This window comes from Polynucleobacter sp. MWH-P3-07-1 (genome assembly GCF_018687555.1).
Classification (GTDB): domain Bacteria; phylum Pseudomonadota; class Gammaproteobacteria; order Burkholderiales; family Burkholderiaceae; genus Polynucleobacter.
On sequence record NZ_CP061296.1, the window covers coordinates 844,426 to 868,354 of the forward strand.

Annotated in this window: 26 protein-coding genes and 3 tRNA genes; 12 read left to right on the forward strand and 17 right to left on the reverse strand. The window is 45.7% G+C overall.

All coding sequences use genetic code 11. The features are described from left to right. Genes ICU98_RS04415 through ICU98_RS04430 form a run of 4 tightly spaced genes read left to right on the forward strand, consistent with a single transcriptional unit; the run spans position 1 to position 3,201 of the window. On the forward strand, positions 1–1,143 hold the full coding sequence (locus ICU98_RS04415) for a DNA polymerase III subunit delta' (protein WP_215352994.1): 1,143 nt from the start codon (positions 1–3) through the stop codon (positions 1,141–1,143). A gap of 11 nt (positions 1,144–1,154) precedes the next feature. After that, positions 1,155–1,943 (forward strand): TatD family hydrolase, encoded by a 789-nt coding sequence (locus tag ICU98_RS04420; protein ID WP_215352995.1) that lies wholly within the window; start codon positions 1,155–1,157, stop codon positions 1,941–1,943. Further along, positions 1,940–2,644, forward strand: coding sequence for an ankyrin repeat domain-containing protein (locus ICU98_RS04425; protein ID WP_251365396.1), 705 nt, complete (start codon positions 1,940–1,942; stop codon positions 2,642–2,644). Before ICU98_RS04420 ends, ICU98_RS04425 begins: the two co-directional genes overlap by 4 nt. A 53-nt stretch (positions 2,645–2,697) precedes the next feature. After that, positions 2,698–3,201: a transporter gene (locus tag ICU98_RS04430; protein WP_215352997.1), complete on the forward strand. Its 504-nt coding sequence runs from the start codon at positions 2,698–2,700 to the stop codon at positions 3,199–3,201. A 14-nt stretch (positions 3,202–3,215) separates the two neighbouring features. On the opposite strand, the gene ICU98_RS04435 is transcribed toward ICU98_RS04430, so the two are convergent. From ICU98_RS04435 to hyi, 5 genes are all read right to left on the reverse strand, one after another. Beyond that, complete coding sequence (locus ICU98_RS04435; protein WP_371818441.1) at positions 3,216–3,806, reverse strand: HNH endonuclease; 591 nt, start codon at positions 3,804–3,806, stop codon at positions 3,216–3,218. 98 nt (positions 3,807–3,904) lie between these two features. Continuing rightward, the gene (locus ICU98_RS04440; RefSeq protein ID WP_215353101.1) at positions 3,905–4,492 is read right to left on the reverse strand and encodes a YqiA/YcfP family alpha/beta fold hydrolase; all 588 of its coding nucleotides are present in this window, start codon (positions 4,490–4,492) and stop codon (positions 3,905–3,907) included. Positions 4,493–4,514: 22 nt separating this feature from the next. Then, positions 4,515–5,414, reverse strand: a complete 900-nt coding sequence (gene glxR / locus ICU98_RS04445) for a 2-hydroxy-3-oxopropionate reductase (RefSeq protein ID WP_215352999.1) — start codon at positions 5,412–5,414, stop codon at positions 4,515–4,517. A gap of 136 nt (positions 5,415–5,550) precedes the next feature. Further along, positions 5,551–6,492, reverse strand: coding sequence for a 2-keto-3-deoxygluconate permease (locus tag ICU98_RS04450; RefSeq protein ID WP_215353001.1), 942 nt, complete (start codon positions 6,490–6,492; stop codon positions 5,551–5,553). Between the two features lie 213 nt (positions 6,493–6,705). After that, the gene (gene hyi / locus ICU98_RS04455; RefSeq protein WP_215353003.1) at positions 6,706–7,485 is read right to left on the reverse strand and encodes a hydroxypyruvate isomerase; all 780 of its coding nucleotides are present in this window, start codon (positions 7,483–7,485) and stop codon (positions 6,706–6,708) included. 127 nt (positions 7,486–7,612) lie between these two features. Between hyi and ICU98_RS04460 the strand changes: the two genes are divergently transcribed. Together ICU98_RS04460 and ICU98_RS04465 are read left to right on the forward strand one after the other, a co-directional pair. Continuing rightward, complete coding sequence (locus tag ICU98_RS04460) at positions 7,613–8,209, forward strand: hypothetical protein (RefSeq protein ID WP_215353005.1); 597 nt, start codon at positions 7,613–7,615, stop codon at positions 8,207–8,209. A gap of 70 nt (positions 8,210–8,279) precedes the next feature. After that, positions 8,280–9,083: a M48 family metallopeptidase gene (locus ICU98_RS04465; protein ID WP_251365397.1), complete on the forward strand. Its 804-nt coding sequence runs from the start codon at positions 8,280–8,282 to the stop codon at positions 9,081–9,083. On the opposite strand, the gene ICU98_RS04470 is transcribed toward ICU98_RS04465, so the two are convergent. Next, complete coding sequence (locus ICU98_RS04470) at positions 9,080–9,325, reverse strand: hypothetical protein (protein WP_215353007.1); 246 nt, start codon at positions 9,323–9,325, stop codon at positions 9,080–9,082. The genes ICU98_RS04465 and ICU98_RS04470 overlap by 4 nt on opposite strands. 66 nt (positions 9,326–9,391) lie before the next feature. After that, positions 9,392–9,847: a DUF4118 domain-containing protein gene (locus ICU98_RS04475; RefSeq protein ID WP_215353009.1), complete on the reverse strand. Its 456-nt coding sequence runs from the start codon at positions 9,845–9,847 to the stop codon at positions 9,392–9,394. A gap of 45 nt (positions 9,848–9,892) precedes the next feature. Between ICU98_RS04475 and ICU98_RS04480 the strand changes: the two genes are divergently transcribed. Together ICU98_RS04480 and ICU98_RS04485 are read left to right on the forward strand one after the other, a co-directional pair. Then, positions 9,893–10,771, forward strand: coding sequence for a carboxylesterase (locus ICU98_RS04480; protein WP_215353011.1), 879 nt, complete (start codon positions 9,893–9,895; stop codon positions 10,769–10,771). 6 nt (positions 10,772–10,777) lie between these two features. Next, the gene (locus tag ICU98_RS04485) at positions 10,778–12,001 is read left to right on the forward strand and encodes a TolC family protein (protein WP_215353013.1); all 1,224 of its coding nucleotides are present in this window, start codon (positions 10,778–10,780) and stop codon (positions 11,999–12,001) included. On the opposite strand, the gene ICU98_RS04490 is transcribed toward ICU98_RS04485, so the two are convergent. From ICU98_RS04490 to gltX, 5 genes are all read right to left on the reverse strand, one after another. Continuing rightward, positions 11,988–12,413 (reverse strand): hypothetical protein, encoded by a 426-nt coding sequence (locus tag ICU98_RS04490; RefSeq protein WP_215350799.1) that lies wholly within the window; start codon positions 12,411–12,413, stop codon positions 11,988–11,990. The genes ICU98_RS04485 and ICU98_RS04490 overlap by 14 nt on opposite strands. A gap of 138 nt (positions 12,414–12,551) precedes the next feature. Next, positions 12,552–12,628, reverse strand: a tRNA-Asp gene (locus ICU98_RS04495). A gap of 49 nt (positions 12,629–12,677) precedes the next feature. Further along, positions 12,678–12,753 (reverse strand) — tRNA-Glu (locus tag ICU98_RS04500). 31 nt (positions 12,754–12,784) lie between these two features. After that, positions 12,785–12,860: transfer RNA gene (locus ICU98_RS04505), tRNA-Ala, on the reverse strand. 78 nt (positions 12,861–12,938) lie between these two features. Next, positions 12,939–14,336 carry a glutamate--tRNA ligase gene (gene gltX / locus ICU98_RS04510; RefSeq protein WP_215350802.1) on the reverse strand — a complete coding sequence of 466 codons (1,398 nt, stop codon included), beginning with the start codon at positions 14,334–14,336 and terminating at the stop codon, positions 12,939–12,941. 64 nt (positions 14,337–14,400) lie between these two features. On the opposite strand from gltX, the gene ICU98_RS04515 reads away from it, so the two are divergent. Further along, positions 14,401–15,366, forward strand: coding sequence for an Hsp33 family molecular chaperone HslO (locus tag ICU98_RS04515; RefSeq protein ID WP_215350805.1), 966 nt, complete (start codon positions 14,401–14,403; stop codon positions 15,364–15,366). Between the two features lie 3 nt (positions 15,367–15,369). Here the strand turns inward: ICU98_RS04515 and ftsB are convergent, their stop codons facing one another. From ftsB to ICU98_RS04535, 4 genes are read right to left on the reverse strand one after another with little or no spacing between them, the layout of a single operon-like run. Beyond that, positions 15,370–15,699 (reverse strand): cell division protein FtsB, encoded by a 330-nt coding sequence (gene ftsB / locus ICU98_RS04520; protein WP_215335634.1) that lies wholly within the window; start codon positions 15,697–15,699, stop codon positions 15,370–15,372. A gap of 24 nt (positions 15,700–15,723) precedes the next feature. Beyond that, positions 15,724–17,010 (reverse strand): phosphopyruvate hydratase, encoded by a 1,287-nt coding sequence (eno, locus tag ICU98_RS04525; protein ID WP_215350808.1) that lies wholly within the window; start codon positions 17,008–17,010, stop codon positions 15,724–15,726. A 25-nt stretch (positions 17,011–17,035) separates the two neighbouring features. Further along, positions 17,036–17,890 (reverse strand): 3-deoxy-8-phosphooctulonate synthase, encoded by an 855-nt coding sequence (kdsA, locus tag ICU98_RS04530; RefSeq protein WP_215350811.1) that lies wholly within the window; start codon positions 17,888–17,890, stop codon positions 17,036–17,038. 29 nt (positions 17,891–17,919) lie between these two features. Then, a complete protein-coding gene (locus tag ICU98_RS04535; protein ID WP_215350814.1) occupies positions 17,920–19,581 on the reverse strand; it encodes a CTP synthase in 1,662 nt (553 codons plus the stop codon). A gap of 108 nt (positions 19,582–19,689) precedes the next feature. Here ICU98_RS04535 and ICU98_RS04540 point away from each other — a divergent pair, with 108 nt between their 5' ends. The 3 genes from ICU98_RS04540 to ICU98_RS04550 all read left to right on the forward strand — a co-directional run bounded on the left by ICU98_RS04540 (position 19,690) and on the right by ICU98_RS04550 (position 23,103). Further along, positions 19,690–20,172: a DUF2147 domain-containing protein gene (locus ICU98_RS04540; protein WP_215350817.1), complete on the forward strand. Its 483-nt coding sequence runs from the start codon at positions 19,690–19,692 to the stop codon at positions 20,170–20,172. A gap of 6 nt (positions 20,173–20,178) precedes the next feature. Further along, positions 20,179–20,367 (forward strand): superinfection immunity protein, encoded by a 189-nt coding sequence (locus ICU98_RS04545; protein WP_215350820.1) that lies wholly within the window; start codon positions 20,179–20,181, stop codon positions 20,365–20,367. Between the two features lie 150 nt (positions 20,368–20,517). Beyond that, entirely contained in the window at positions 20,518–23,103 is a 2,586-nt protein-coding gene (locus tag ICU98_RS04550) for a bifunctional aconitate hydratase 2/2-methylisocitrate dehydratase (protein ID WP_215350823.1), read from the forward strand. 67 nt (positions 23,104–23,170) lie between these two features. Here ICU98_RS04550 and ICU98_RS04555 read toward each other — a convergent pair whose 3' ends face one another. Then, positions 23,171–23,926 carry a spermidine synthase gene (locus ICU98_RS04555; RefSeq protein WP_215350826.1) on the reverse strand — a complete coding sequence of 252 codons (756 nt, stop codon included), beginning with the start codon at positions 23,924–23,926 and terminating at the stop codon, positions 23,171–23,173. Positions 23,927–23,929: the final 3 nt, after the last annotated feature.

Genomic DNA, 23,929 nt, shown 5'->3' on the forward strand with positions numbered 1-23,929 from the left:
ATGCTTAATTCATCATCTAAATCGGATGTAACAAGACCTAATATCCCACCTTGGCTCGAGCCACTATGGGGTAGTGTGGATTTAAATCATTTTCCGCATGCGGTTTTATTTCATGGTCAACCCGGTATTGGGAAGTTTGAGTTAGCGATTGAGTTAGCAAAGGCACTACTTTGTGAATCCACCTTAAGCACAAAACCCTGCAATAGCTGCGAGGCGTGCCATTGGTTTGATTCTGGTAATCACCCTGACTTTATCGCCTTAGTGCCCGAAACACATCTGAAAAGATTGCCTAAAGGTGATTTTGATTTTGATGCAGAGGCGCCAAAGAAAAAAATAGCTAGTGCTGATGATGATGAAGCGTCAGATAAAAAAGCAAAGAAAAATGTCACGATTGAAAATACGCGTAAGGCAATCGAAGGGCTCTCCATCGGAGCGCACAGGGGTGGCAATCGAGTGATCTTGATTTATCCATTAGAGTCCCTTCGACCAGACTCTGCTAACACCTTACTCAAGTCTTTGGAAGAGCCGCCTGCTCAGACGATTTTTCTGCTGCTCGCTGATCGCCTAGAAAGGGTGCTTCCCACTATCCGCTCTCGTTGTCGCTTGATCGCTGCCCCAAGACCAGATCGCGAGACTGGTTTGGCTTGGTTAAGAGTTCAAGTACCTTTGGCTACTGGTGCTAAGTTAAATGAAGATGAGCTCGAATCAATCTATGACGAGCAGGGTGGTGCGCCATTCTCTGTATTGAACTCCTTGCTGGCCAGACATCATCAAGACGATAAGGATGAGCTCTCTATTTCTATTCAGGCATCGAGAGTTTTGCTACAGGGTTTATCGCAAGGGGGACGCATTCATTCTTTAGAAATCGCTGAAAAAATTCATAAATCACAAATGGGCCCCTTGCTCACCTCAGCGCAACGTTGGGTTGCCGATTTATTAGCAGTGGTGGAAGGAGGCAATGCGCGCTATTTTCCCAAGCATCAAACGCAGCTTCTCACCCTCAGTAAACAGGCCCGCCTGGATAAATTGCTTCGCTTTTGGAAACTCTTAACAATTACCCGTCGTCATGAAAACCACCCTCTAGCAAATCGGATTCAGCTAGAAGCTTTGCTTTCTAACTACCAGCAGATCTTTGAAGATTAAAATTCAAACCCATGTTTATAGACTCACATTGCCATCTCGATTTTCCTGAGTTTCAGTCTAGATTGCCTGAGGTTCTGGGAAACATGGAAAAAGCCTATGTGAAGCATGCCTTATGTGTTTCAGTCGACCTGCCTGACTTTCCCAAGGTACTTAAGCTGGCTGAAGACTATCCTCATCTCTATGCTTCGGTTGGGGTTCATCCAGACTATGAGGACACTCCAGAGCCTAGTTTTGAATTTTTAGTCGAGACTGCCAAGCATCCTAAGATTGTTGCCATCGGCGAAACTGGCCTAGATTACTACCGAATGGGCGACCGGAGCTATGAGTCAATGGAATGGCAGCGTGAACGTTTTAGAACCCATATACGGGCCGCTATTGCCTCTAGACGCCCACTCATCATTCATACTCGCTCTGCCTCTGAAGACACTCTCAGAATTCTTGAAGAGGAGGGCGCTAGTCAGATTGGCGGGGTAATGCACTGCTTTACAGAGAGCCTGGAAGTAGCTCAAGCAGCTATAAAAATGGGCTTTTTTATCTCTTTTTCAGGCATTGTGACTTTTAAAAGCGCAAAGGATCTACAAGAGACTTGTCGTCAAGTACCCCTTGATAAATTATTGATTGAGACGGATTCACCATATCTAGCCCCAACTCCATATCGTGGAAAAACCAATGAGCCTGCATGGGTTGCCCACGTTGGTGAGTTTGTGGCTGATTTAAAGGGTGTTTCTGTTGATCAATTGGCCAAACAAACTTCTGATAATTTCTTTGAATGTTTTCAGATAGATAGAGAATATTCTTGAAAAATTACTTTAGATTTTTTATCTTCATTATTTATATCGCCTTTTCATTATTTGGGCTTGCAAGAGCTCAAACACCATCCCAGATTACCGATTTCACTAAAGCAGCCAAGTTTGATGACATTTCTGAGGTGAAGTCCCTTGTTAACGCTGGTGTTAGCGTCAATACTGTAGACCCTAAAGGCGAACCCATGTTGGTCTTGGCGGTTAAGGATAAGTCCCTAAAAGTCTTTGATTATTTGCTATCAAACGCGAGTATTGAGGTAAACAAGCCCAATTCCAATGGAGAAACACCGCTAATGATGGCGTCAATTGATGGCGATCTTGAAATGGTGAAGGCGCTGGTTGAGAAAAGTAAGGCTGATGTCAATAAAAGCGGCTGGAATCCCTTGATGTATGCCTGCTCAAAAGGTCAGCTTGAAGTGGCCAAATACCTTGTGCAGCACGGGGCTGAAGTGAATACCACCAGCCCTAATGGTAGTACACCCTTAATGATGGCGGCTATGTCTGGCAATGAATATGTTGTTAAGTACCTGCTCGATCAAGGTGCCGATTTAAAGCTACGTAATTCTTTGGGCTACAGCGCCATTGATATGGCTGTCCAATATGATCATCCATGGATTGTGGAAGGTTTGTCATCACGTTGGCAAAAGCTCTACAAAGAGCCATATCCAGGCGGCCCTAAGCCATATCGTGCTAATTGATCATCCCTTTAATTTGCGTATAATCATTATTATGTCAAACAAGATTAATCTCTATGAATATTGAAATACTCCACTCCTTGGATAGCTTTAAAACAATCTATACCCAAGTCGTACAAGAATCAGGCAACAGCGACATCTGGATTATTGCTCTTGCTACTGCTCTGACACTAGCTATTCATAGTTTCATTGTCTTAGCCATAGCTGCCTTATTTCATACTCTCGATAAAAAAATGAAGAGTCGCCATATTTACGGGGGAAATTTCGTGGCTTATTTTGTAGCGGTCATGCTGATTGTTTTAAGCCACTTATTACAAATAATGACCTGGACTTATATTTGCTTGGTTTTTGAGGTGCTTCCAGATAGCGCTAAAACCTTCTTCTTTGCTGGTGAGATGTACACCACCGTCGGATACGGAAGTTATCATTTGAGTCATAAATGGGAAATACTCCCCATTTTTATCGCATTCACTGGTTTATTTGCAGTATCTACCTCTGGTGCAGCCCTCTACTCGATGATGGGTGCTCTGGTAGATCGCAGCAACAATCAAAACACCTAAGATCTTAAGGGATCTTAATCCCAGTGGATGCCCGGACTTTCAAGGCTTTCAAGTAAGCGGCTATTTTTAGGTAAGTTTGCTGCCAAAAAATCCATTTGATCCGCAAGAATATTGCGGCCCTTCAGAATCATGTCCTCATACAGGCTTGGCATATATGGGGCATAAAGTAAGCTCATCCCCGCATTTTCCGGGGTGCGATTCCCCTTCTTTTGATTACATGGTCTGCAAGAGATGACGAGGTTCATCCAGGAATATTTGCCGCCACGACTATTGGGGACAATGTGCTCAGCTTCAGCATCCCCCTCATGAATGCGCTCACCACAGTAGGCACATAAACCCCTGTCTCGACGAAATAACTTGCGTTTAGTAATGCCGGGAATAACGTCAAAAAGGTTGATTTTGGCAGAACCTTTGACGGCAATAATGGAGTGCAATTCAATAACGGATTGAAGCCCAGTTGCGCGAGAGATGCCACCGCGCATTTTGAGAATGGGGTCACCGAGAGTCCAAAGCACGCTGTTATCAGCGTAATGCTTGGTAGCTTCTTCTGCATTGACCCAGCACTGAGGGATACCCCCAGCATCTAATTTCAAAATGCTCAGCACAACCTCTCCTTTCTAGACCATGGCGTATTAGCCATCTGTCGTTTGATTCATCTTACCGAAGAATCATGACCTAAGCAATAAAACTGCCTGGAGAAAGTTTATGCTGCAATAAACCGAATCACTTCAGGCAAATACTCTGCGTATTCGGAGATGCCATGATCGCTACCCTCAAGAACTAATTGGCTAGCACCGGGATAAAAATTGACCATTTCTCGCCAATCCAAAAGCTCATCGCCCTTCGCTGCAATTAAAAAATATCGATCTGGTCGAGTAATCTGAGCTACTTGCAGAGCTTTCAACTCATCAATATATTCAGGCCGAAAATCAAATGGCTCATCACTATCGTAGGCTGTCATCATTCCGACATGGGGAGCCAGCTCTCTGGGGGCATAGACTGCAGGATTCAGGACAACTGCTTTCGCTTGGTATTTCTCAGCCAGATAATTGGCATAAAAGCCCCCTAAGGATGAACCAATAATGACCAATCGGTCTGCACTACTGTCATCAATATGCTGGGTCACCATCTCCATGCTGAGTTTTGGTGAGGCTAGTAATTGAGGACAGTACCACTCATAGGGGTGTTCAGGGGATGAGATGACTTCAATCCCCTGCCCTGTCATAACGGCCTTACTCGATCTGGGTGATGAGCGAAAGCCATGCAAATACACAACGAGAGTAGATGGCATCACTTATCTAGTAAACAAACCATTACGCTTTTTGACCGATTTCAAAGTTAGCCAGTTTTTCTAAGGCCTTCACCATTGCAGAGTGATCCCAAGCTTTTCCGCCATAGGCTGCGCAGGAATTAAACAAGGCTTGAGCGGTAGCGGTATTTGGCAAAGAAACACCTAACTCTTTAGCGCTATTGAGGGCTAAATTCAAATCCTTTTGATGGAGCTCAATGCGAAAGCCAGGATCAAAGGTTCTCTTAACCATACGTTCGCCATGGACTTCCAAAATTTTGGAGCTAGCAAAACCACCCATCAGAGCTTGGCGAACCTTAGCTGGATCAGCACCTGCTTTTGCTGCAAACAAGAGCGCCTCACCAACGGCCTCAATATTCAGGGCAACAATAATTTGATTGGCGACTTTAGCAGTTTGGCCATCGCCATTCCCGCCAACCAGATTAATATTTTTACCCATGAGTTCAAAAACGGGCTTGATGCGTTCAAATACAGCTTCGTCGCCACCCACCATGATGGACAGGGTTGCATTTTTAGCGCCAAGCTCGCCACCGGAAACAGGTGCATCTAAATAGTCACAGCCAAGCGCATTGATCTTCTTAGCGAATTCTTTAGTCTGAATTGGAGAGATTGAGCTCATGTCTACAACAACCTTGCCTTTAGACAAGCCAGAAGCAATACCGTGATCACCAAACAATACTTTTTCTACATCTGGTGTGTCAGGTACCATCGTAAAAATAATATCGGCATGTTGAGCAACTTCAGCCGGAGTTTTGCATTGAGTTGCATTGGATTGAGCAATGTCTGCTGGTACCTTGCTTCTAGTGCATACAAATACCTCATGCCCAGCTTTAATTAAGTGTCCAGCCATAGGCGCACCCATGATGCCCAAACCAACAAAGCCCAACTTTAATGTATTACTCATTTCTAAAAACCTCTTATAAATTGTGGAGAAAAAATCTGCTCAAGACCCATTATTCTAGTGCCATAGACCAAATAAGCGCATGAAAAAAGCGCAAGATGGTTAGTCTTGCGCCCATGAATCACCAGGTAAGATGGACTTATTGAGATTCGGCTTTCTTTTTGTTTTGGCGATAGATGAATGCTGTCAAAATCGGCGTCAAGACGGCTGTAACAATGACAGATGCTGCCACTTGGATGGTTGCAATTGGAGCAATCGCAGCAAATGTGGGGTCGGCTAGAGCAACGGCTTGAGGCGTACCAGTTGCGTTACCTGCGGTACTTGACGCAGCCGCACCAGCAACTCCAGAGCCACCGAGTAATCGATCAGCTAGGATGCAAACAATCCCCGTAATCACTAATACAGACAAACCTAACAAAATTCCAGGAATGCCAGCTGTGGTTACTGCTGAAAGATTGATGCCCTGACCTAGTGTGAAGGCCATAAAAGGAATGATGATTGGCTCATGCTTGCCGAAGAAATCACGTAAATCTGAGTCAAGATTGCCGAGGATCGCACCAGCAATAATTGGTGCAATAACGGAGAACATGGTTAACCAAGGAATCACAGCTAAGCCTGCGCCAACGAGAACCAACATGGTAAGGAATGGTCCTGTTTCGATACTTTGTGGCACATAGGTTCCAGCATCTTCTTTGTTTCCAAAGGTACTAGTAAGGGCAAGGAACATGCCCCCATTTGTATCATTCATGGCTGCTAATACGGCTAGAGTTGTTAGGCCAATGATGTCGCCATTAAAGAAGTGGGCAATACTGAGTGCTACTGCGATGGCAATACCAACTTTTGCAAACAAGATGCCAAAGCCACGCTTGAGCATGGTTGGCGCTGCGTTTAAAGTCATTTTGGTACCAACAGTAAAGAGGTACATCGCTAAAAAGGTTGGATAACCTTGATTGGTCAGCGCTTGAGTGAAGCCGCCAATCTTCATGGCATTTGGTGCAAACGTATTCAGGAGCATACCGATAAACAATGGTACGACCATCAATCCGCCTGGCACCTTATTAATCGCTTGATAAATTTTCATATAAACAACCCTTTAAATAAATTTGTCCCAGAGGCAATGTGCCTAGTTTTTATTATTCATACTCAGTACTGCAGGGGTTTAATCCCCACTGCAGTTCTATTAAATATGATTTGTACTGGTTTATTTATTGATTTAGGTCAATGCCTAGCGAAAACACCTAGTAAATAACTGGAATATCTATAGTGCACTGCAACAGGTTATGAAGGGATAAAACTACTTCAACTGTTCAGTCATCCAGCTCAGACCGCTTAAGGTGTCACTGGCTGGCTTATATTCGCAACCAACCCAACCTGTGTATCCGATTTTTTCAAGAAAACGAAATAAATAAGGGTAGTTAATTTCACCGGTTCCAGGCTCATTTCGCCCAGGGTTATCTGCTAATTGCATGTGTGCAATGCGATGAAAGTATTTTGTGATGGTATTAGCTAACTCCCCTTCCATGCGTTGAGCATGATAAATATCGTATTGAAGGAAAAGATTATCTGCGCCTACCTCATCCAAAATGCTGATGGCTTGCTGAGTGCTGCACAAGTAAAAGCCAGGGATATCGTATTGATTGATTGGCTCAACGAGTAATTTGAGGTGATGCTTTTTGAGCTCAGCAGCTGCGTAACGAAGATTGCTAACAAAAGTTTGATGTAGCAGGCTGTGGTCAACACCAGCAGGGACTTTACCAGCAAGGCAATTTAACTGCTCCACGCCCAAAATCCCGGCATAGCGAATAGCCTCGGCAACCCCAGTCTTAAATTCCTCGATGCGATCAGGTAAACAAGCAATACCTCTCTCCCCACCATCCCAATTACCAGCGGGTAAGTTATGGAGTACCAGTTTTAAATGGTATTGATCCAGCTTCGCCTTAATTTCCTCTGCAGGTATGCCATAGGGAAACAGGAACTCAACGGCCTTAAATCCTGCTTTTGAAGCTTGCTCAAACCGCTCAATAAAAGGAAATTCAGTAAACAGCATGGTGAGATTAGCGGCAAAGCGGATCATAAGAACCTTTAAAAATAGGCGTTAGAGTAGTCCTGATCTTATCAAATAAAGCCATTCCACTTAAAAAGGTCGGGACTGAAATGCGCTAAGATCTAAATATATCTACATGTTTCCCATAAGGAATTTTATGAAAGCCGATCAACACCCACTTACCCTCTTATTGGCATCGACATGTCTTTTTACGTCCTTGGCATTTAGTCAGCCCCCTGCCCCTGCTGACAAGCCTATGGAGATCGATGCGGCTGTGACCCAAAACCATTATCAATTATTTGAAGGTGATGTCATTGGCGTTAATTCCAAAAGCAGAACGATCACATTTAAAAATAAAGATGGAGTTTCAAAGTTTGTAGCGGGCCCTGATATCAAGAACTTTGATCAGATCAAGAAAGGCGATCACCTGAGTATGACCTATGAATTAGGCGTTGCCATTGATTTAATTAAAACAAAAAGTGATGGCGTTCGCAGCAAAGTAGAAACCACCACCATGTCACAAACTAGTGGCGACAAGCCCTCTGAGAGGCTGACCAATAAAACCACTATCATTGCTGACATTGTTGCAGTAGATCGTGAAAACAAACTCGTGTCGGTAAAAGGGCCAAGTGGGAAAGTAACCACAGTGAGCGTTACGAATCCAGCTTTGCTCAATGATGTCAATGTGGGCGAACAAGTTAAAGTTGTTTATACCGATGCTATGGTTGCTTCAATTACCCAATCCAAGAAATAATTCGTAGTAGATGCAATTAAGGCAATCTCTCATGAGGCTTTTTATAAGCCTCATTTTTATTACATGTCTAATGGCATGCGCCAATACAACTAGACCAGGCGCAGTAGGAATTAATCGCTCACAATTCATGGTGGTCTCTTCTGCTGATGTCAATAAATTGTCGGCCGCCGACTTCGAGGAGCAGAATAAAAAAGCCAAGCAAAAGAATGCCTTGATTACTTCAGGCCCAACCTACGATCGCCTAAAAAATGTTGCTGATAGGTTAATTCCCCAAACAGTAGTATTTCGGGATGACACCCGAACATGGGATTGGCAGCTGAGTTTGATTCAATCCCCCACCCTCAACGCAAGCTGCGCGCCAGGCGGAAAAATTACCTTCTACACGGGCATCATTGAACAGCTTAATTTAAATGATGCTGAAATAGCAGCCATCATGGGACATGAGATGGCGCATGCTCTTCGTGAGCATGGTCGAGAACGCATGTCTGAGGCAATGACGCAAAGTGCACTAACTAACGTCGCTCTTGCGGTCGCAGGCGCAAATTACGCCACAGGGATCAATGCAGCAAATCAGCTCGCGCAATATGCCTTGGTACTGCCTAATTCAAGGCAAAATGAGTCCGAGGCAGACGCGATCGGACTTGAATTAGCAGCGCGGGCAGGATATGACCCACATGCTGCTATTACCGTATGGGAGAAAATGCTCAAAGCTACTCAGGGCAAAAATCCACCAGAGTTTTTATCTACCCATCCATCTGGCGAAACCAGAATTGAACAATTAAACGCATTGATACCCGCAGTAGAGCCTTTATATCTCAGCGCCAACAAAGCACCTAAAACACAGCAAAGCAAAACAAGCGTTAAAACGAATTAATTTTTTGCAGCTGGAGTAGCCGGAATAGCAGGTCCCTGCTTTGATTTCACAGGTTGAGCTCCAGGAGAAACTGGGGCTGTGGGGGCAGGTTTTACAGGCTGACTTGCAGGCCCCGAAGGACGGCTGGTGCTACCTCCGGCAGAAGTCGGCGATTTACCAGCAAAGGGATCATAGCCAAAGCCAGCCGCTTGGGCTGCAATGGACATAGAAATGCCAATCAGGATCGCTAGTAAAGACTTCATCACGATATTCTCCCATAGGAAGCCGGAATTTGCCAAGATTTACCAGATATCGAGGTTTGAACCCCTTTAATCGCGCACTTCCAGCTCGCGTGCTTTCTTGAGGGAGAGGCTGGCTTGAGTCAAAAGGCGAAAGTTACTATCACTCACTTTAGAGATCAGAACAGCCTTGTAGCGCTCTCGCTGGAGCCATTCCACAATCGCAACGGCGATAAACGCGATCAAAATATAAGAAATAAAAACAAAGCCGTCTTGTGGCGTTGGCATGTCATAAGAATCAAATGGCGGCACAAAGAAGAAAAAGGCAATTGGTACAGAAAGAAAAATCGTCAACAGGCTGGGGATGAAGCCATAAAACAAGGCAATGATGATGGTGTTGAGGATAAAAAAGGTCATTGGAATATTGCCCTGCAAGAAGTCATGCAGGCTATACCGTATGCTAAAAGCGACAAAAACGCCGAATATTGCAAAAAAATAGGCTTGAATACCGGAATGGGCCCACCGTTTCGAATTCTTAATCTGCATAAGTAATAATGGCGTAATTAATTAAAAGGCATCTAATTCGACTCAATGACATCCATAGCCGAGCAAACAGACCGATACGAGACATTCTATCAAGGTAATTCAGGCCATGCGGTAGTTTTATTGCCAGGCCTCTGCGGATCAGAACTGGAAATGGGGGCGATTCCCCGACTCTTAAAACAGTCAAATCATACCTATACGGTCCCCAAGATCCATGGTTACTCTGCACACACAGGCCTTTCAAACTATCAAGAGTGGATCGATAGCGTAGACCAATTTATTACTGACCTTGCCCAATCGCATAACTCTGTTTCTGTTGTTGGGCTCAGTATGGGCGCCACACTTGCCCTAGCGGTTGCGGCTCGCAATAGCAAAGTGCATAGTCTAGTTGCGCTCTCGCCCGTTTTTTTATTCGATGGTTGGGCTGTGCCTTGGTATCACCCTTTCCTCGCCCTGGTATTTGCGTTGGGAATCCGTAATTGGCACTACAAAGAAAGAGAGCCGTTTGGCGTCAAAAATCTTGAATTAAGACGCCATATCCGAAAAGCGGTCATGGCTAATAGTGTGAGCGAGCTTGGCGCTGCCCACTTGCCAGCAGTTCACCTCTATCAGTCCTTGGAGCTGATTAAGGCAACTAAAAAAGAACTCAGTTCAATCACGGCCGATACTTTAATCATTCATGCAATTGATGACGAAACTGCATCGCCAAAGAATCCAGAAATGATCCTAAAAGGAATTTCCTCCGAAACCTGCCGCATGATTTGGCTTGGTAATTCTTACCACATGATCACTGTGGATAATGAACGAGAAGTGGTCGCAAATGAGGTCAATAATTTTATTAATCAGGCACTTGAAAAAGAAAAGATCGTTGATAGGCTTGCTGTAGACACGCCTAATCTCGTGATCAAGAATCGCTCTAGAAGTTAATTGAAGATGAAAAAAATTTCTATCTCTATCTATAGCTTTCTATTCGCATCATTTTTTGTAACGGGGGTCCATGCTCAGTCCTTGCCCCCTTTCAAAGCAGGCAATACCCAATATAGAAGCGTCAGTTTGGGCAACTACCTTAGCGAGCTAAACGAAGAAAATGCCAACCTCAAAATACGCAGGCTGAATATTGCCTCTGCCGACGCAAATGCTAAAGATGCTGGGATGCCCTATCTCAGTCCGATTCTGACCTATGCTCGTGGCAGTATGTATACCCAGGCTCCATATGCTGGTTATACCAACCCCGCCTCCAACACTTTGGGCGCCATGGTCACAATAGAGGGCTGGGGAAAGCGCTCTGCACGCGAGGCTCAAGCCCAAGCGGATGCCAAACGCAAATTGGCTGAGATGATTACGGAGGGCAAAGCAATTGAAACTGAAGCGATATTTAACTATATCGACGCACTACGCACCAAACTCTTATGGCAGTCCTACCAAGAGGCTATCGATGCGCTAAATCAATATCGCGCTAGCGGATCTACTCAGGCTGCAGAGTTTATTGCTGCACAAAAGGTTCTTGCAAACGATTTGAAGTACTACTCCTATGGCATGGCCAATTTTGTTGGCAAGACAGGCTCCGAACTGATCATGCCGGTTGGCACCTTAAATATAGAAGCAAAAAACTTTAAAGTGGAAGATTTAATTGCTCGCGCTCAAGAAAATCGAGCCGATATTGCTTCAGGTCAGGCAGCTGTTGAGTCAGCAGCAGCCAATTTGGAGGTAGTCAAAGCAAGCAAAAATATTGATTTTTTACCTGGCGTTTACTATACCCAAACCCCCTCTTATGCATCCAGCGGCATCAACTATGGAACTCAACAAGCCTTTAGCTTTTTATTGAACGTCCCCCTGGGTAATGGTTTTCTGGTGAATTCCGATGTAACCACTGCTGCCAACAGTCAGGCTGAGCTTGAGGTTAGCTTAATGGCAACAAAGGCCAAAATCGTAACCGAGATTAATCAAACTTATCTTCAATACCAGTCTGCAAAAGAGCGTTTGGAGTCAGCCACTAAGGCTTATAACCAAGCCAAAATGAGCAAAAACAACATCCAGGGAATTTTGCGATTTCGCGATGCGGAATATGAGCTTTTTGATGCTCGTACTGTGCATGCCAAAACTCTGATACTCTTGGAAAGACTAAGCGGCAATTTTGAAGTGCCTAATTTGCACTAGGAGCAATCATGAGACCGATTTCATTTATATCTGCGGCATTACTAGTAGCTTCCATTGGAGCAATGGGTTCCAGCGCATTAGCCGTTACAGAGACTGCAGCCCAAAAGGCTGCTGCTGCTGCCTTACTTGCCCAACAACAGGCAGCAGCAAAAACAGCCGCCTTGAATGCCGCTAGTAAAACTACCACTTCTTCTGTATCTAGTTCAGTGGCTAAGCCTGCTTCGGCCACTACTAGCTCGACTGCTAGTAAGACGAGCGCTACTTCTGCAAGCTCTTCAACCAGTGGTTCAACGACCACTTCAAGCGGTACAAGTAAATCTTCAACATCATCTACAACGTCTTTAGCAAGCACTGCCAAGACAAGCCCATCCAATGCAGTTACATCAGGCGGTACAGGCTCCTCTAAAGCCAATGCCTCTTCAGACAGTGCTAGTTCGAACGCAACTGATAGCTCTAATTATTTAAGCGCTTCGCCGACAGACAATAAAAAGTAATTCCTCAGAATTGGAATGTAAAAAAGCCCTTCTAAAAAGGGCTTTTTTATTGAATTTGGCGGAACGGACGGGACTCGAACCCGCGACCCTCTGCGTGACAGGCAGATATTCTAACCAACTGAACTACCGCTCCAAATTACATCAAGTAATACCAATACAGCTTATGCTACAACCAGAAAATCTGGCGTCCCCAGGGGGATTCGAACCCCCGTACTCACCGTGAAAGGGTGATGTCCTAGGCCTCTAGACGATGGGGACCTGGAACACTACGATTATCTCGCAGATTTATTGGTGGAGATAAGCGGGATCGAACCGCTGACCTCTTGCATGCCATGCAAGCGCTCTCCCAGCTGAGCTATACCCCCTAAATCTCGCAAAATAACCACAAGACAATCAAAACAATCCAAGATTTTATCCTATTTTGTCCATGAGAGGCAATTTACCTAGCTGGCAACCTTAGCAAGGCGTTTTAAGCTTTCTTCTTTACCCAAAACGACCAAGACCGAATCAATGGCAGGCGTTTGGGTAGTGGCGAATAAGGCATACCTCACTGGCATGGCAAGTGCCGGCATTTTTAACTGGTGTTTTGCAAGCACCTGTTTGAAGGCGGCTGAATAAGCTTCCTTGCTAGTCTCTGCTTGTTCAATTGCCACTATCAAGTCTTGAATTACGGGCTTAATCGCATTCGGTATATTTTCGGCTATCTGAGCTGCTGTTAGCTCAGGTGCCGGCGAGTAAAACAGTTTTGCACCCTCTGCAATTTCAATTAAGGTATTTGCTCTATCCTTTAACAAGGAAACCACTTGAATAAAGTTTGGACCCTGCTCTATATCGATACCACGTTCATCTGCGAACGGTCTGACAGCCTCCGCTAATAACTTTGGATCAGCCTCTTGAATATAGTGATGATTAAGCCAAAGTAACTTTTCAGGATTATGTTGGGCTGGAGATCTGCCAAGATTAGCAAGATCAAACCAAGCGACAAATTGCTCTTTAGTGAAAACCTCTGCGTCACCGTGCGACCAACCTAAGCGAGCAAGGTAGTTCAAAATAGCTTCAGGTAAATAGCCTTCTTTTTGGTAATCGCGCACACTCATGGCGCCACTGCGTTTGCTCATTTTCTCGCCCTGGTCATTTAAGACGGTCGGTAGATGGGCGTAGATCGGTGGGTTTGCGCCAAGCGCTTTGAGAATATTAATTTGCCTTGGCGTGTTATTCACGTGATCATCACCTCGTATTACATGGGTGATTTTCATATCAAGATCATCAACAACGACACAGAAATTATAGGTTGGCGTCCCATCCGGTCTGGCGATTACGAGATCATCTAGCTCATCATTGCTGATTTCAATTCTGCCTTTGACGGCATCTTCCCAAATGACGGAGCCCCCAATAGGATTTTTAAACCGGATCACTGGAGAAATATCGGGTGGAATAGCGGGAAGTGTTTTGCCGGGCTCTGGACGCCATAAGCCGTTATAGCGGGGCTTCTCTTTATTTGCCATTTGCAGATCACGCAAACGATTGAGCTCGTCCTCACTCATATAACAGGGATAAGCCAAACCACGATCGAGCATTTGCTTAATCACTTCGCGATAACGATCAATGCGCTGCATCTGGTAGATTGGCCCTTCATCAATATCCAAACCTAACCAAGCCATACCTTCGAGAATCACATCGACTGATTCTTGGGTTGACCTCTCTACATCGGTATCCTCAATTCTTAATATGAAGTCACCGTGGTGATGGCGAGCAAAAGCCCAAGGATATAGAGCGCTACGAAGATTACCCAAGTGAATAAAGCCCGTTGGACTAGGGGCGAAACGTGTACGAATTTGCATAATCCCTATTATCTCAGGTCAGGCTTAATCTGAACAATTCTGAAAAACGTGGATACTTTAGGGTATGAATGAACTTCTTGTATTTATGTGTGATGGCGCCCCTGTCCGGGGTGAAATTGTCTCGATTGGCACTGCCTGGCAGGCCATTCTAGAGAGACGCAATGATCCTCCTGCGGTTCGTAAGGTATTGGGTGATTTTGTTGCTGCAGCCACCCTGCTAAGTGCTAGCCTCAAGTTCGATGGAACCCTCATTATTCAAGCCCAAAGTCTTGGACCAATCTCCTTGCTAGTAGTCGAATGCAAATCCGATCTATCCATGCGTGCTACGGTCAAACTGTCCGTAGATCCCTCTGAAATTCCAGATGATGCCAGCCTTGCTCACATGCTAGACGCCAGCAACAGTGGCCGATTGGTCATTACGCTTGATCCAGCTGACCGTCAAGCCGGCAACCCCCCATATCAAGGCATTGTGGCCTTGCAAGACCATCAAGGTGCAGTAATAAGGCCAGTTGAAAGCGTATCGCAGGCCATTAGCCTCTACATGCAAAATTCTGAACAATTGGATACCCGAATTTGGTTGGCCTCCAATGCTTCTCAGGTGGGCGGCCTACTCTTGCAACGTTTACCTGATTCTGGTGGTCACGCTCATTTGGATCCCCATACTGCGTCAGAAGGCTGGACCCGCATTCAGGCACTCGGTGAGACCATTACTGATGAGGAGCTTTTAACACTGCCCCCAGAAACAATCCTACGTCGCCTTTTTTTAGAAGAGTCATCGCACTATGGCGTACGCAGCTTTCCGAGCAGACCCATTCAGTTTGCTTGTCGCTGCTCTCGGACTAAAGTCGCAGATATTCTGAGAATGTTGGGCGAGGATGAAGTGGAGAGCATTTTGACTGAACAAGGCAAGGTAGAAACCGCTTGTGATTTTTGCGGTAAGCAATACGAGTTTGATGCCGTTGACTGTCGCCAAGTGTTCAGTACTAGCTCTCTGAGTGATGCTACCCGTCCACCATCCAGCGGGCATTAAAGACTATTTGCTTTTACTAGCTTTTATGCCATCTGCCGAGTCTTGATTTGGTGTAACTGCCTCTTTTGGCAGAATTTGCACAAAAAACTCGCCTTCCTTGATCATGCCGTGTTCTACACGGGCACGCTCTTCAATTGCCCGAGTACCATCTTTTAAGTCGGCAACATCGCCAGCAAGCTTAGCGTTGCGCAGCGCTAAAGCGCCATTCTTAGCCTGTTGGAGTTGAAGTTGCTTCTCCATCTCATAAACCTTAAGCCAGCCACCCTTACCTAACCATAGCGGATATTGAATTACCAGAAGCAATACCAACATGGAATAAACAATAATGCGCATGGTCGTATCAGGAGACTTATTGAACTATCGCTTGAGATTATAGAAAACAGATTTACCTGGATAGCTGGAAACATCGCCTAAATCTTCTTCAATGCGGAGTAATTGATTGTATTTAGCGATGCGGTCTGAGCGAGAAAGTGATCCCGTCTTAATCTGACCAGCATTGGTACCAACTGCAATATCCGCAATCGTACTATCTTCAGTTTCGCCAGAGCGATGCGAGATGACCGACGTGTAATTGGCACGCTTGGCCATTTCGATGGCAGCAAAGGTTTCAGTTAAAGTGCCGATTTGATTGATCTTAATTAAAATGGAATTGGCAATACCTTTATCGATCCCCTCCTGCAAAATTTTGGTATTGGTAACAAAGAGATCATCGCCCACCAGTTGAATCTTTTTGCCAAGCTTGCGGGTAATGTCTGCCCATCCATCCCAATCGCTTTCATGCATACCATCTTCGATCGACACGATCGGAAATTGATCGGCGAGCTGACCAAGGTAGTCGGAGAACTCGCTTGAGGAAAGCTGCAAACCTTCACCCGCCAATTGATATTTACCATCCTTGTAAAACTCGCTAGCAGCACAATCTAAGGCCAGTAAAACGTCATTGCCAGCTTCATATCCAGCCCCTTCAATCGCTTTGAGAATCGTACTTAAACATTCATGATTGCTTTTGAAGTTTGGGGCAAAGCCGCCCTCATCGCCCACCGAGGTCGGCATGCCTTGGGCGCCGATGATTTTTTTGAGTTCATGAAAGATCTCCGCACCACAGCGCAAGGCTTCTCTAAAACTTTTCGCACCAACCGGCATGATCATGAATTCTTGAATATCTAGACTGTTGTTGGCGTGCGCACCACCATTCACGATATTCATCATGGGTACTGGGAGCTGCATAGAGCCAGAGCCACCAAAATAACGATATAAAGGCAGGCCAGCTTCTTCGGCGGCTGCTCTCGCAACGGCCATAGATACCGCAAGAGTAGCGTTAGCACCCAAGCGCGCCTTATTGGGTGTGCCATCCAATTGAATTAAGGTGTGATCTAGAAAAGCTTGCTCTGAAGCATCAAGGCCCAGAATCGATTCAGCAATTTCGATATTGATGTTCTGAACGGCTTTCAAAACACCTTTACCTAAATAGCGCGTTTTATCACCATCACGCAATTCAATTGCTTCACGTGATCCAGTAGATGCGCCAGAAGGCACTGCTGCGCGACCCATCACGCCAGATTCGAGCAGTACATCACACTCAACGGTGGGGTTACCGCGTGAATCTAAAACTTCCCTGCCGATGATGTCAACGATGGCGCTCATGTAAATCTCCTAAAGACAATGTGAATTATTTAAAGCTATTTTCTAGAAAGGAATTGCCCTTTTTAACCACGGTATCGATTGCAACCAATGATTCCAGAAGCTCTTTCATGCGATTTAAGGGAACGGCATTAGGGCCATCCGAAAGTGCTTTAGCAGGATCGGGATGGGTTTCCATAAAGAGGCCGCTGATGCCAACAGCAACCGCAGCTCTAGCAAGCACGGGCACAAACTCTCGTTGACCGCCACTGCTATTGCCTTGACCGCCAGGTAATTGAACCGAGTGGGTTGCATCGAATACCACTGGGGCATTTGCTTCGCGCATGATAGCGAGGCTACGCATATCAGAAACTAAATTGTTATAACCAAAAGAAGCGCCGCGTTCACAAACCATAAACTGATCAGGTAGGTTAACCTCCTTTGCGGCTGCTCTGGCTTTCTCAATCACGTTCAGCATCTCGTAGGGGGACAAGAACTGACCCTTCTTGAAGTTGACTGGCTTACCGCTTTGAGCGCAAGCGCGAATGAAATCAGTCTGTCTGCACAGGAAGGCTGGAGTCTGGAGCACATCCACTACTTTAGCCACTTCAGCAATTTCGGTAATGTCGTGTACGTCAGTTAGCACTGCTACGCCGATTTCGCGCTTCACCTTGGCTAGAATTTCTAACCCCTTCTCCATGCCCAGGCCACGAAATGATGTGCCAGAAGAACGATTGGCTTTATCAAAAGAAGATTTATAGATAAAAGGAATATTGAGTGAACTCGTGATCGCTTTTAACTCACCGGCAATATCCAAAGCAGATTGTTCTGACTCGATAACACAAGGGCCGGCAATTAAAAAGAAGCGCTGATCTAAACCAACATTAAATCCACAGAGTTTCATGAAAAGTCCTTAGATATTCTGATGTGGCATTAGGCTACTAACTTCTGCGAAGCATCGTGGTGAGCAAGTGCGGCTTTAATATAGGCAAGAAATAGGGGGTGCCCATCACGTGGCGTTGAAGTGAATTCTGGATGGAATTGCACACCAAAGAACCATGGATGCATGGCTTGCGGCAGCTCCATCATTTCAGGCAAGGACTCGCTTGGTGTTCTAGCGGAAATTATCAGGCCGGATTTTTCAAGGCGTGGCACGTAAACGTTATTCACCTCATAGCGATGACGATGTCGTTCATTTACTTCGGCTCCATAGATCTTATGAGCCAAGGTATTGGGTTGGACTGGGCAGCGTTGCGAACCTAAGCGCATTGTGCCGCCAAGATCAGAGTCATTGCCGCGTTTTTCAACTCGACCTTCACGATCTTTCCATTCTGTAATTAAAGCCACAACGGGATGGTCGGTATCAGGATCAAATTCGGTACTGTTTGCTTGCTCGATATTGGCAACATGACGTGCAAACTCAATCACAGCCAATTGCATACCAAGACAGATTCCCAAATAGGGGATTTGATTTTCTCTTGCATAACGAATTGCCGCAATCTTCCCTTCGGTACCCCGTTTACCAAAACCACCAGGCACCAGGATCGCATCTAAATTACTGAGGCAGTCAACACCATTGGTCTCAATCTGCTCTGAGTCGATATAGGTAATATTGACTTTAGTGTGATTGTGGATACCTGCGTGACGCAAGGCCTCTATCAACGACTTATAGGATTCAGTTAGATCAACGTACTTCCCAACCATACCAATCGTCACTTCGTGTTGTGGGTTAGCCATCTCATAAACTAAGTTGGCCCACACGGAAAGGTCTGCAGGTTTAGCCTGGATATCCAGTTCGCGGCAGATTAAATCATCCATTTTTTGTGCATGGAGCATCTCTGGAATCTTATAGATCGTATCTACATCCCAAACAGAAATGACGGCTTCTTCTCGTACGTTAGAGAAGAGTGAAATTTTCGCCCTCTCATCTTCGGGTATGGGCCGATCCGCACGACATAACAACACCGTTGGCATGATGCCGATCTCACGTAACTTTTGTACAGAGTGTTGAGTCGGTTTCGTTTTTAACTCGCCTGCGCTGCTGATATAAGGCACTAGAGTTAAGTGGACGAAAGCGCAACTGTGCGCCGGCAAACGTAAACTCATCTGTCTCGCAGCTTCCAAGAACGGAAGTGATTCGATATCACCCACAGTCCCACCGATCTCGCAAATTGCTACATCGGCCTTTCCATCATGACTAGCAAGGGCACCACGCTCTACAAAGGCCTGAATTTCATTTGTAATATGGGGAATGACTTGAACCGTTTTACCTAGGTACTCACCGCGGCGCTCTTTACGAATCACGGATTCATAAATTTGACCAGTTGTGAAATTATTGCTCTTACGCATCTTTGCTGACACGAAGCGCTCATAGTGACCCAGATCCAGATCTGTTTCCGCGCCATCTTCTGTAACGAAAACTTCGCCATGCTGAAACGGGCTCATGGTGCCTGGATCAACGTTAATGTAGGGGTCTAATTTTAGGAGGGTGACTTTCAGGCCGCGGGATTCGAGAATCGCGGCAAGCGAGGCAGCTGCAATTCCTTTCCCTAGAGAAGAAACCACGCCACCAGTGACAAAAACGTATTTAGTCATCGCTTAAGCTCTGTTGGAAAAAGTAATTATAACGATAGCTGAGGAGCAAGTTGAGATTTTAAGCAGGTTAAGATGACAGAAATGCACCCCAAGGGAACCCTAAAATTCATGAAAAATCTCCTTAACATTGCTGATCCAAACGCTATATTCAAAGCAAGCGCCTTATTCGCCATTAGCGCACTGATCTTGATGAACTCATTAGCCCTAGCCCAAGATACCGGCTCCATCGTCGGACTCTGGAAAACCTTTGATGACGACACCAATCAACCGGCGGCACTAGTCCAGATCAATGAGCAAAATGGTGTTTTTGTAGGCAAAGTGAGCAAAATTTTGGATCCCAGCGGTTTGCCAACCTGCGTCAAATGTAGCGACTACCGCAAAGACAAACCCGTAGTGGGCATGGAAATACTCACTGGTTTAAAAAAGGATGGCGATAACGCCTACTCCGGCGGAAAGATCCTGGATCCAGACGATGGGGAAATCTATAGCGCAAACATCAAATTACTTGAGCAGGGCAATAAACTGGATCTGCGCGCCTACCTAGGCATACCCTTAATTGGAAGAACTCAGACCTGGATTCGTGAAAAGTAAGCAGCTATGCGCCTCTTTTTTGCCATCCTGCTTAGTATTGGCACCCTCTTCTACCTTCTGCCTTTTGCCATTGCCTTCAACAAGCGCCGTGCCAATACTGGGGCTATTTTTGCCTTAAATCTCTTTTTAGGCTGGTCATTATTGGGATGGGTTGCAGCACTCGTTTGGGCGCTGAAAGAAGAGACTGTGATTTAAGCCTTTTTTTGGTGAATTTCCCAAAAAAATCAGTAGTAAAACCCATATTCACGACACATATGTGGATTTACAATGAATGTGTTCAGGTATCGAGTTTGATCGATCCTGCCTGGCTTTTCCAATAGTTCACTTCATTTCATAGGAAATACGATGTTAGATGCCTACAACGCCCAAGTTGCTGAACGTGCAGCCCAAGGGATTCCAGCCCTCCCCCTAACTAAAGACCAAACTGCCAAGCTGGTTGAGTTATTAAAGAACCCCGTAAAAGGCACTGAGTCAGAACTCGTTGAGCTCATTACCCATCGTGTGCCTGCAGGTGTGGATGAGGCTGCCATGGTGAAAGCCGAATTCTTAGATGCCATTGCCAAGGGTACAGAAAAATCCCCCTTAATCTCGCGCATCAAAGCAACTGAATTACTGGGCACCATGCTTGGTGGCTACAACATTAAGCCCTTGGTAGATTTATTGTCTGATTCTGAGTGTGGTGTAACCGCTGCAGAAGCTCTCAAGAAAACCCTCTTGATGTTTGACTACTTTAATGATGTGCATGAACTGGCTGAAAAAGGCAATGCGAATGCCAAAGCTGTCATGAAAAGTTGGGCCGATGCAGAATGGTTTACCAATCGACCAGCAGTGCCAGAGAGCATGAAGCTTACCGTCTTCAAGGTAACCGGCGAAACCAATACCGATGACCTCTCTCCTGCGCCTGATGCTTGGAGCCGCCCTGATATTCCTCTGCATGCCACGGTGATGCTCAAGAATCCACGAGCTGGCATTGAGCCAGATGAGCCTGGTGTTCGTGGACCGATGAAACAAATTGCTGAGCTCCAGAAAAAAGGGAATCTCATTGCTTATGTTGGCGATGTAGTCGGTACCGGATCATCACGCAAGTCTGCTACCAACTCGGTTTTATGGTGGACTGGTCAAGATATTCCATTCGTACCTAACAAACGTTTTGGTGGGGTTTGTTTGGGCGGTAACATCGCTCCAATCTTCTTCAATACTATGGAAGATTCTGGTGCGTTACCGATTGAGCTCGATGTTTCCAAAATGCAAATGGGTGACGTGATTGAATTACGTCCTTATGACGGCAAGGTATTTAAGGATGGTCAGGAGATCACCAGCTTTGCTCTCAAGTCACCAGTAATTTTGGATGAGGTTCGTGCTGGCGGTCGCATTCCCCTTATTATTGGTCGTGGTTTGACAGCAAAAGCACGTGCTGCCTTGGGCCTGCCTGCTTCAACAGAGTTCCGTCTCCCAGTCAGCCCTGCTGATAACAAAAAAGGGTTCACTCTCGCCCAGAAGATGGTTGGTCGGGCTTGTGGCTTACCAGAGGGTCAAGGCGTTCGCCCCGGCACTTATTGCGAGCCACATATGACTACTGTCGGTTCTCAAGATACCACCGGCCCAATGACACGCGATGAGCTGAAAGACTTGGCTTGCTTAGGCTTCTCTTCAGACCTGGTGATGCAAAGCTTCTGTCACACATCGGCCTACCCAAAGCCAGTGGATATCCGCACTCAGCATGAGTTGCCTGCTTTCATGACTAACCGCGGTGGTGTTTCTCTTCGTCCAGGTGACGGCGTGATTCACAGCTGGTTAAATCGTTTGCTGCTACCCGATACCTGCGGCACTGGTGGTGATAGCCATACCCGTTTCCCCATTGGCATCTCCTTCCCCGCTGGTTCTGGTTTAGTGGCCTTTGCTGCTGCGACTGGCGTAATGCCTCTGGATATGCCTGAGTCTGTATTGGTCCGCTTCAAAGGCAAGATGCAGCCTGGAATTACTTTGCGCGATTTAGTAAATGCGATTCCTTTGTACGCGATCAAGCGTGGTTTACTGACCGTAGAAAAACAAGGTAAGAAAAATATTTTCTCAGGCCGCATCTTAGAAATCGAAGGATTGCCAGACCTTAAAGTTGAGCAGGCATTTGAATTATCCGATGCATCAGCGGAACGTTCAGCCGGTGGGTGCACAGTGCACCTAAATAAAGAGCCCATCATTGAGTACATGCGTTCGAACATTACTTTGATGAAGTGGATGATCGCCAATGGCTATGAAGATAAGCGCACTTTATCGCGTCGCATTAAAGCCATGGAAGCCTGGATTGCTAATCCTCAGTTGCTCAAAGCCGATGAGAATGCCGATTACGCTGAGATCATTGAGATTAACGTTGAAGAAATTAAAGAGCCTATTTTGGCCTGCCCTAATGATCCAGACGATGTGAAGTTCCTGTCTGAAGTTGCTGGTGACAAGATCGATGAGGTATTTATCGGCTCTTGCATGACTAATATTGGTCACTTCCGCGCGGCAGGCCAGGTGCTTCAGGGTAAGAAAGATATGCCTACCCGTTTATGGATAGCGCCTCCTACCAAAATGGATGCGATGACGCTGATGGAAGAAGGTTATTACGGCATGCTTGGCAGCACCGGTGCTCGTATGGAAAGCCCAGGTTGCTCTCTTTGCATGGGTAACCAAGCTCAAATTCGTAAAGGCTCAACTGCAGTCTCTACTTCAACACGTAACTTCCCAAACCGTCTTGGTATCGACACACGAGTGTACCTAGCCTCCGCTGAATTGGCTGCTGTTGCCGCATTACTCGGCAAGCTCCCTACCCCTAAAGAATATTTAGAGCAGGTGCAGAATTTGAGCAGTAAAGCGGAAGAGGTTTATCAATATATGAACTTTGACAAGATGAAGTCATTTAGTGATGTAGCTGATACAGTAACTGTCTAGCTTTAATACAGTTGCAATGCAAAAGGCGATCGATTGATCGCCTTTTTCTTTATCAAGATTTCAGTACTTATATTCTGAGATGAGCCTCTTGTCGTACATTCGCCTGGCTTAGTCCTTTTACCCAGATACGTGTTGGTAAGTCTGTTTGCTCTTCTAACAATTGAGCACGTTTCTTCACATCTTGCCATTGGGCTTCTAAAGGCGGGCCTTTAAAGGCGATTGCAACTACATTGCAATCATGTGACTCAGGAAATAATAGAACACGGTTATTAAATGCTTCGCAGATGTTATTTAGATTGATATCGAAACTCTGATGGCGCGAGAATAAGTTCACCGTCATGATGCCGGGAGCTTTTAGTGCTTGATAGCAGTTACGGTAAAACGTTAATGAGCTTGCTGCTGGACCATCACAAATCGCATCATATAAATCAACCTGAAGTGCGTCGAATTGTTGATGATTCTTTGAATCAGCAACAAAGACTTTGGCATCAGTTTGGATTGTCTTCAAACGACGATCATCGTCGGGAGTGCTGAACATCGTTCTTGCAGCAACAATCACCGCCGGATTGAGCTCAACAACGGTATTGATGACAGATGGGCAGTGACGATAGGTAAATTTAGTCAATGCCCCCGTACCCAATCCAAGCTGAGCGACCTGCATCTTCGGTTTGGTTTTAAGAAATAAGAGCCAAGCCATCATTTGCTGGTTGTATTCAAGATAAATCTCATCGGGATCGCGGATGCGCATTGCCCCTTGAATTAGTTCGCTACCAAAATGGAGATAGCGAATACCGCCACTCTCCGAGAAAGTAACGGGTTCCATAGC

What these genes read in the sequence shown, in the direction of transcription:
- ftsB (WP_215335634.1), bottom strand. Translation starts at nt 15,699, where the DNA reads ATGCGCATTATTGTTTATTCCATGTTGGTATTGCTTCTGGTAATTCAA.
- ICU98_RS04470 (WP_215353007.1), bottom strand. Translation starts at nt 9,325, where the DNA reads ATGAAGTCTTTACTAGCGATCCTGATTGGCATTTCTATGTCCATTGCA.
- gltX (WP_215350802.1), bottom strand. Translation starts at nt 14,336, where the DNA reads ATGCAAATTCGTACACGTTTCGCCCCTAGTCCAACGGGCTTTATTCAC.
- ICU98_RS04545 (WP_215350820.1), top strand. Translation starts at nt 20,179, where the DNA reads ATGCGCCTCTTTTTTGCCATCCTGCTTAGTATTGGCACCCTCTTCTAC.
- ICU98_RS04515 (WP_215350805.1), top strand. Translation starts at nt 14,401, where the DNA reads ATGAATGAACTTCTTGTATTTATGTGTGATGGCGCCCCTGTCCGGGGT.
- glxR (WP_215352999.1), bottom strand. Translation starts at nt 5,414, where the DNA reads ATGAGTAATACATTAAAGTTGGGCTTTGTTGGTTTGGGCATCATGGGT.
- ICU98_RS04555 (WP_215350826.1), bottom strand. Translation starts at nt 23,926, where the DNA reads ATGGAACCCGTTACTTTCTCGGAGAGTGGCGGTATTCGCTATCTCCAT.
- ICU98_RS04485 (WP_215353013.1), top strand. Translation starts at nt 10,778, where the DNA reads ATGAAAAAAATTTCTATCTCTATCTATAGCTTTCTATTCGCATCATTT.
- eno (WP_215350808.1), bottom strand. Translation starts at nt 17,010, where the DNA reads ATGAGCGCCATCGTTGACATCATCGGCAGGGAAGTTTTAGATTCACGC.
- ICU98_RS04465 (WP_251365397.1), top strand. Translation starts at nt 8,280, where the DNA reads ATGGCATGCGCCAATACAACTAGACCAGGCGCAGTAGGAATTAATCGC.
- ICU98_RS04430 (WP_215352997.1), top strand. Translation starts at nt 2,698, where the DNA reads ATGAATATTGAAATACTCCACTCCTTGGATAGCTTTAAAACAATCTAT.
- ICU98_RS04540 (WP_215350817.1), top strand. Translation starts at nt 19,690, where the DNA reads ATGAAAAATCTCCTTAACATTGCTGATCCAAACGCTATATTCAAAGCA.
- ICU98_RS04420 (WP_215352995.1), top strand. Translation starts at nt 1,155, where the DNA reads ATGTTTATAGACTCACATTGCCATCTCGATTTTCCTGAGTTTCAGTCT.
- ICU98_RS04415 (WP_215352994.1), top strand. Translation starts at nt 1, where the DNA reads ATGCTTAATTCATCATCTAAATCGGATGTAACAAGACCTAATATCCCA.
- ICU98_RS04550 (WP_215350823.1), top strand. Translation starts at nt 20,518, where the DNA reads ATGTTAGATGCCTACAACGCCCAAGTTGCTGAACGTGCAGCCCAAGGG.
- ICU98_RS04535 (WP_215350814.1), bottom strand. Translation starts at nt 19,581, where the DNA reads ATGACTAAATACGTTTTTGTCACTGGTGGCGTGGTTTCTTCTCTAGGG.
- ICU98_RS04460 (WP_215353005.1), top strand. Translation starts at nt 7,613, where the DNA reads ATGAAAGCCGATCAACACCCACTTACCCTCTTATTGGCATCGACATGT.
- hyi (WP_215353003.1), bottom strand. Translation starts at nt 7,485, where the DNA reads ATGATCCGCTTTGCCGCTAATCTCACCATGCTGTTTACTGAATTTCCT.
- ICU98_RS04440 (WP_215353101.1), bottom strand. Translation starts at nt 4,492, where the DNA reads ATGCCATCTACTCTCGTTGTGTATTTGCATGGCTTTCGCTCATCACCC.
- ICU98_RS04450 (WP_215353001.1), bottom strand. Translation starts at nt 6,492, where the DNA reads ATGAAAATTTATCAAGCGATTAATAAGGTGCCAGGCGGATTGATGGTC.
- ICU98_RS04475 (WP_215353009.1), bottom strand. Translation starts at nt 9,847, where the DNA reads ATGCAGATTAAGAATTCGAAACGGTGGGCCCATTCCGGTATTCAAGCC.
- ICU98_RS04480 (WP_215353011.1), top strand. Translation starts at nt 9,893, where the DNA reads ATGACATCCATAGCCGAGCAAACAGACCGATACGAGACATTCTATCAA.
- kdsA (WP_215350811.1), bottom strand. Translation starts at nt 17,890, where the DNA reads ATGAAACTCTGTGGATTTAATGTTGGTTTAGATCAGCGCTTCTTTTTA.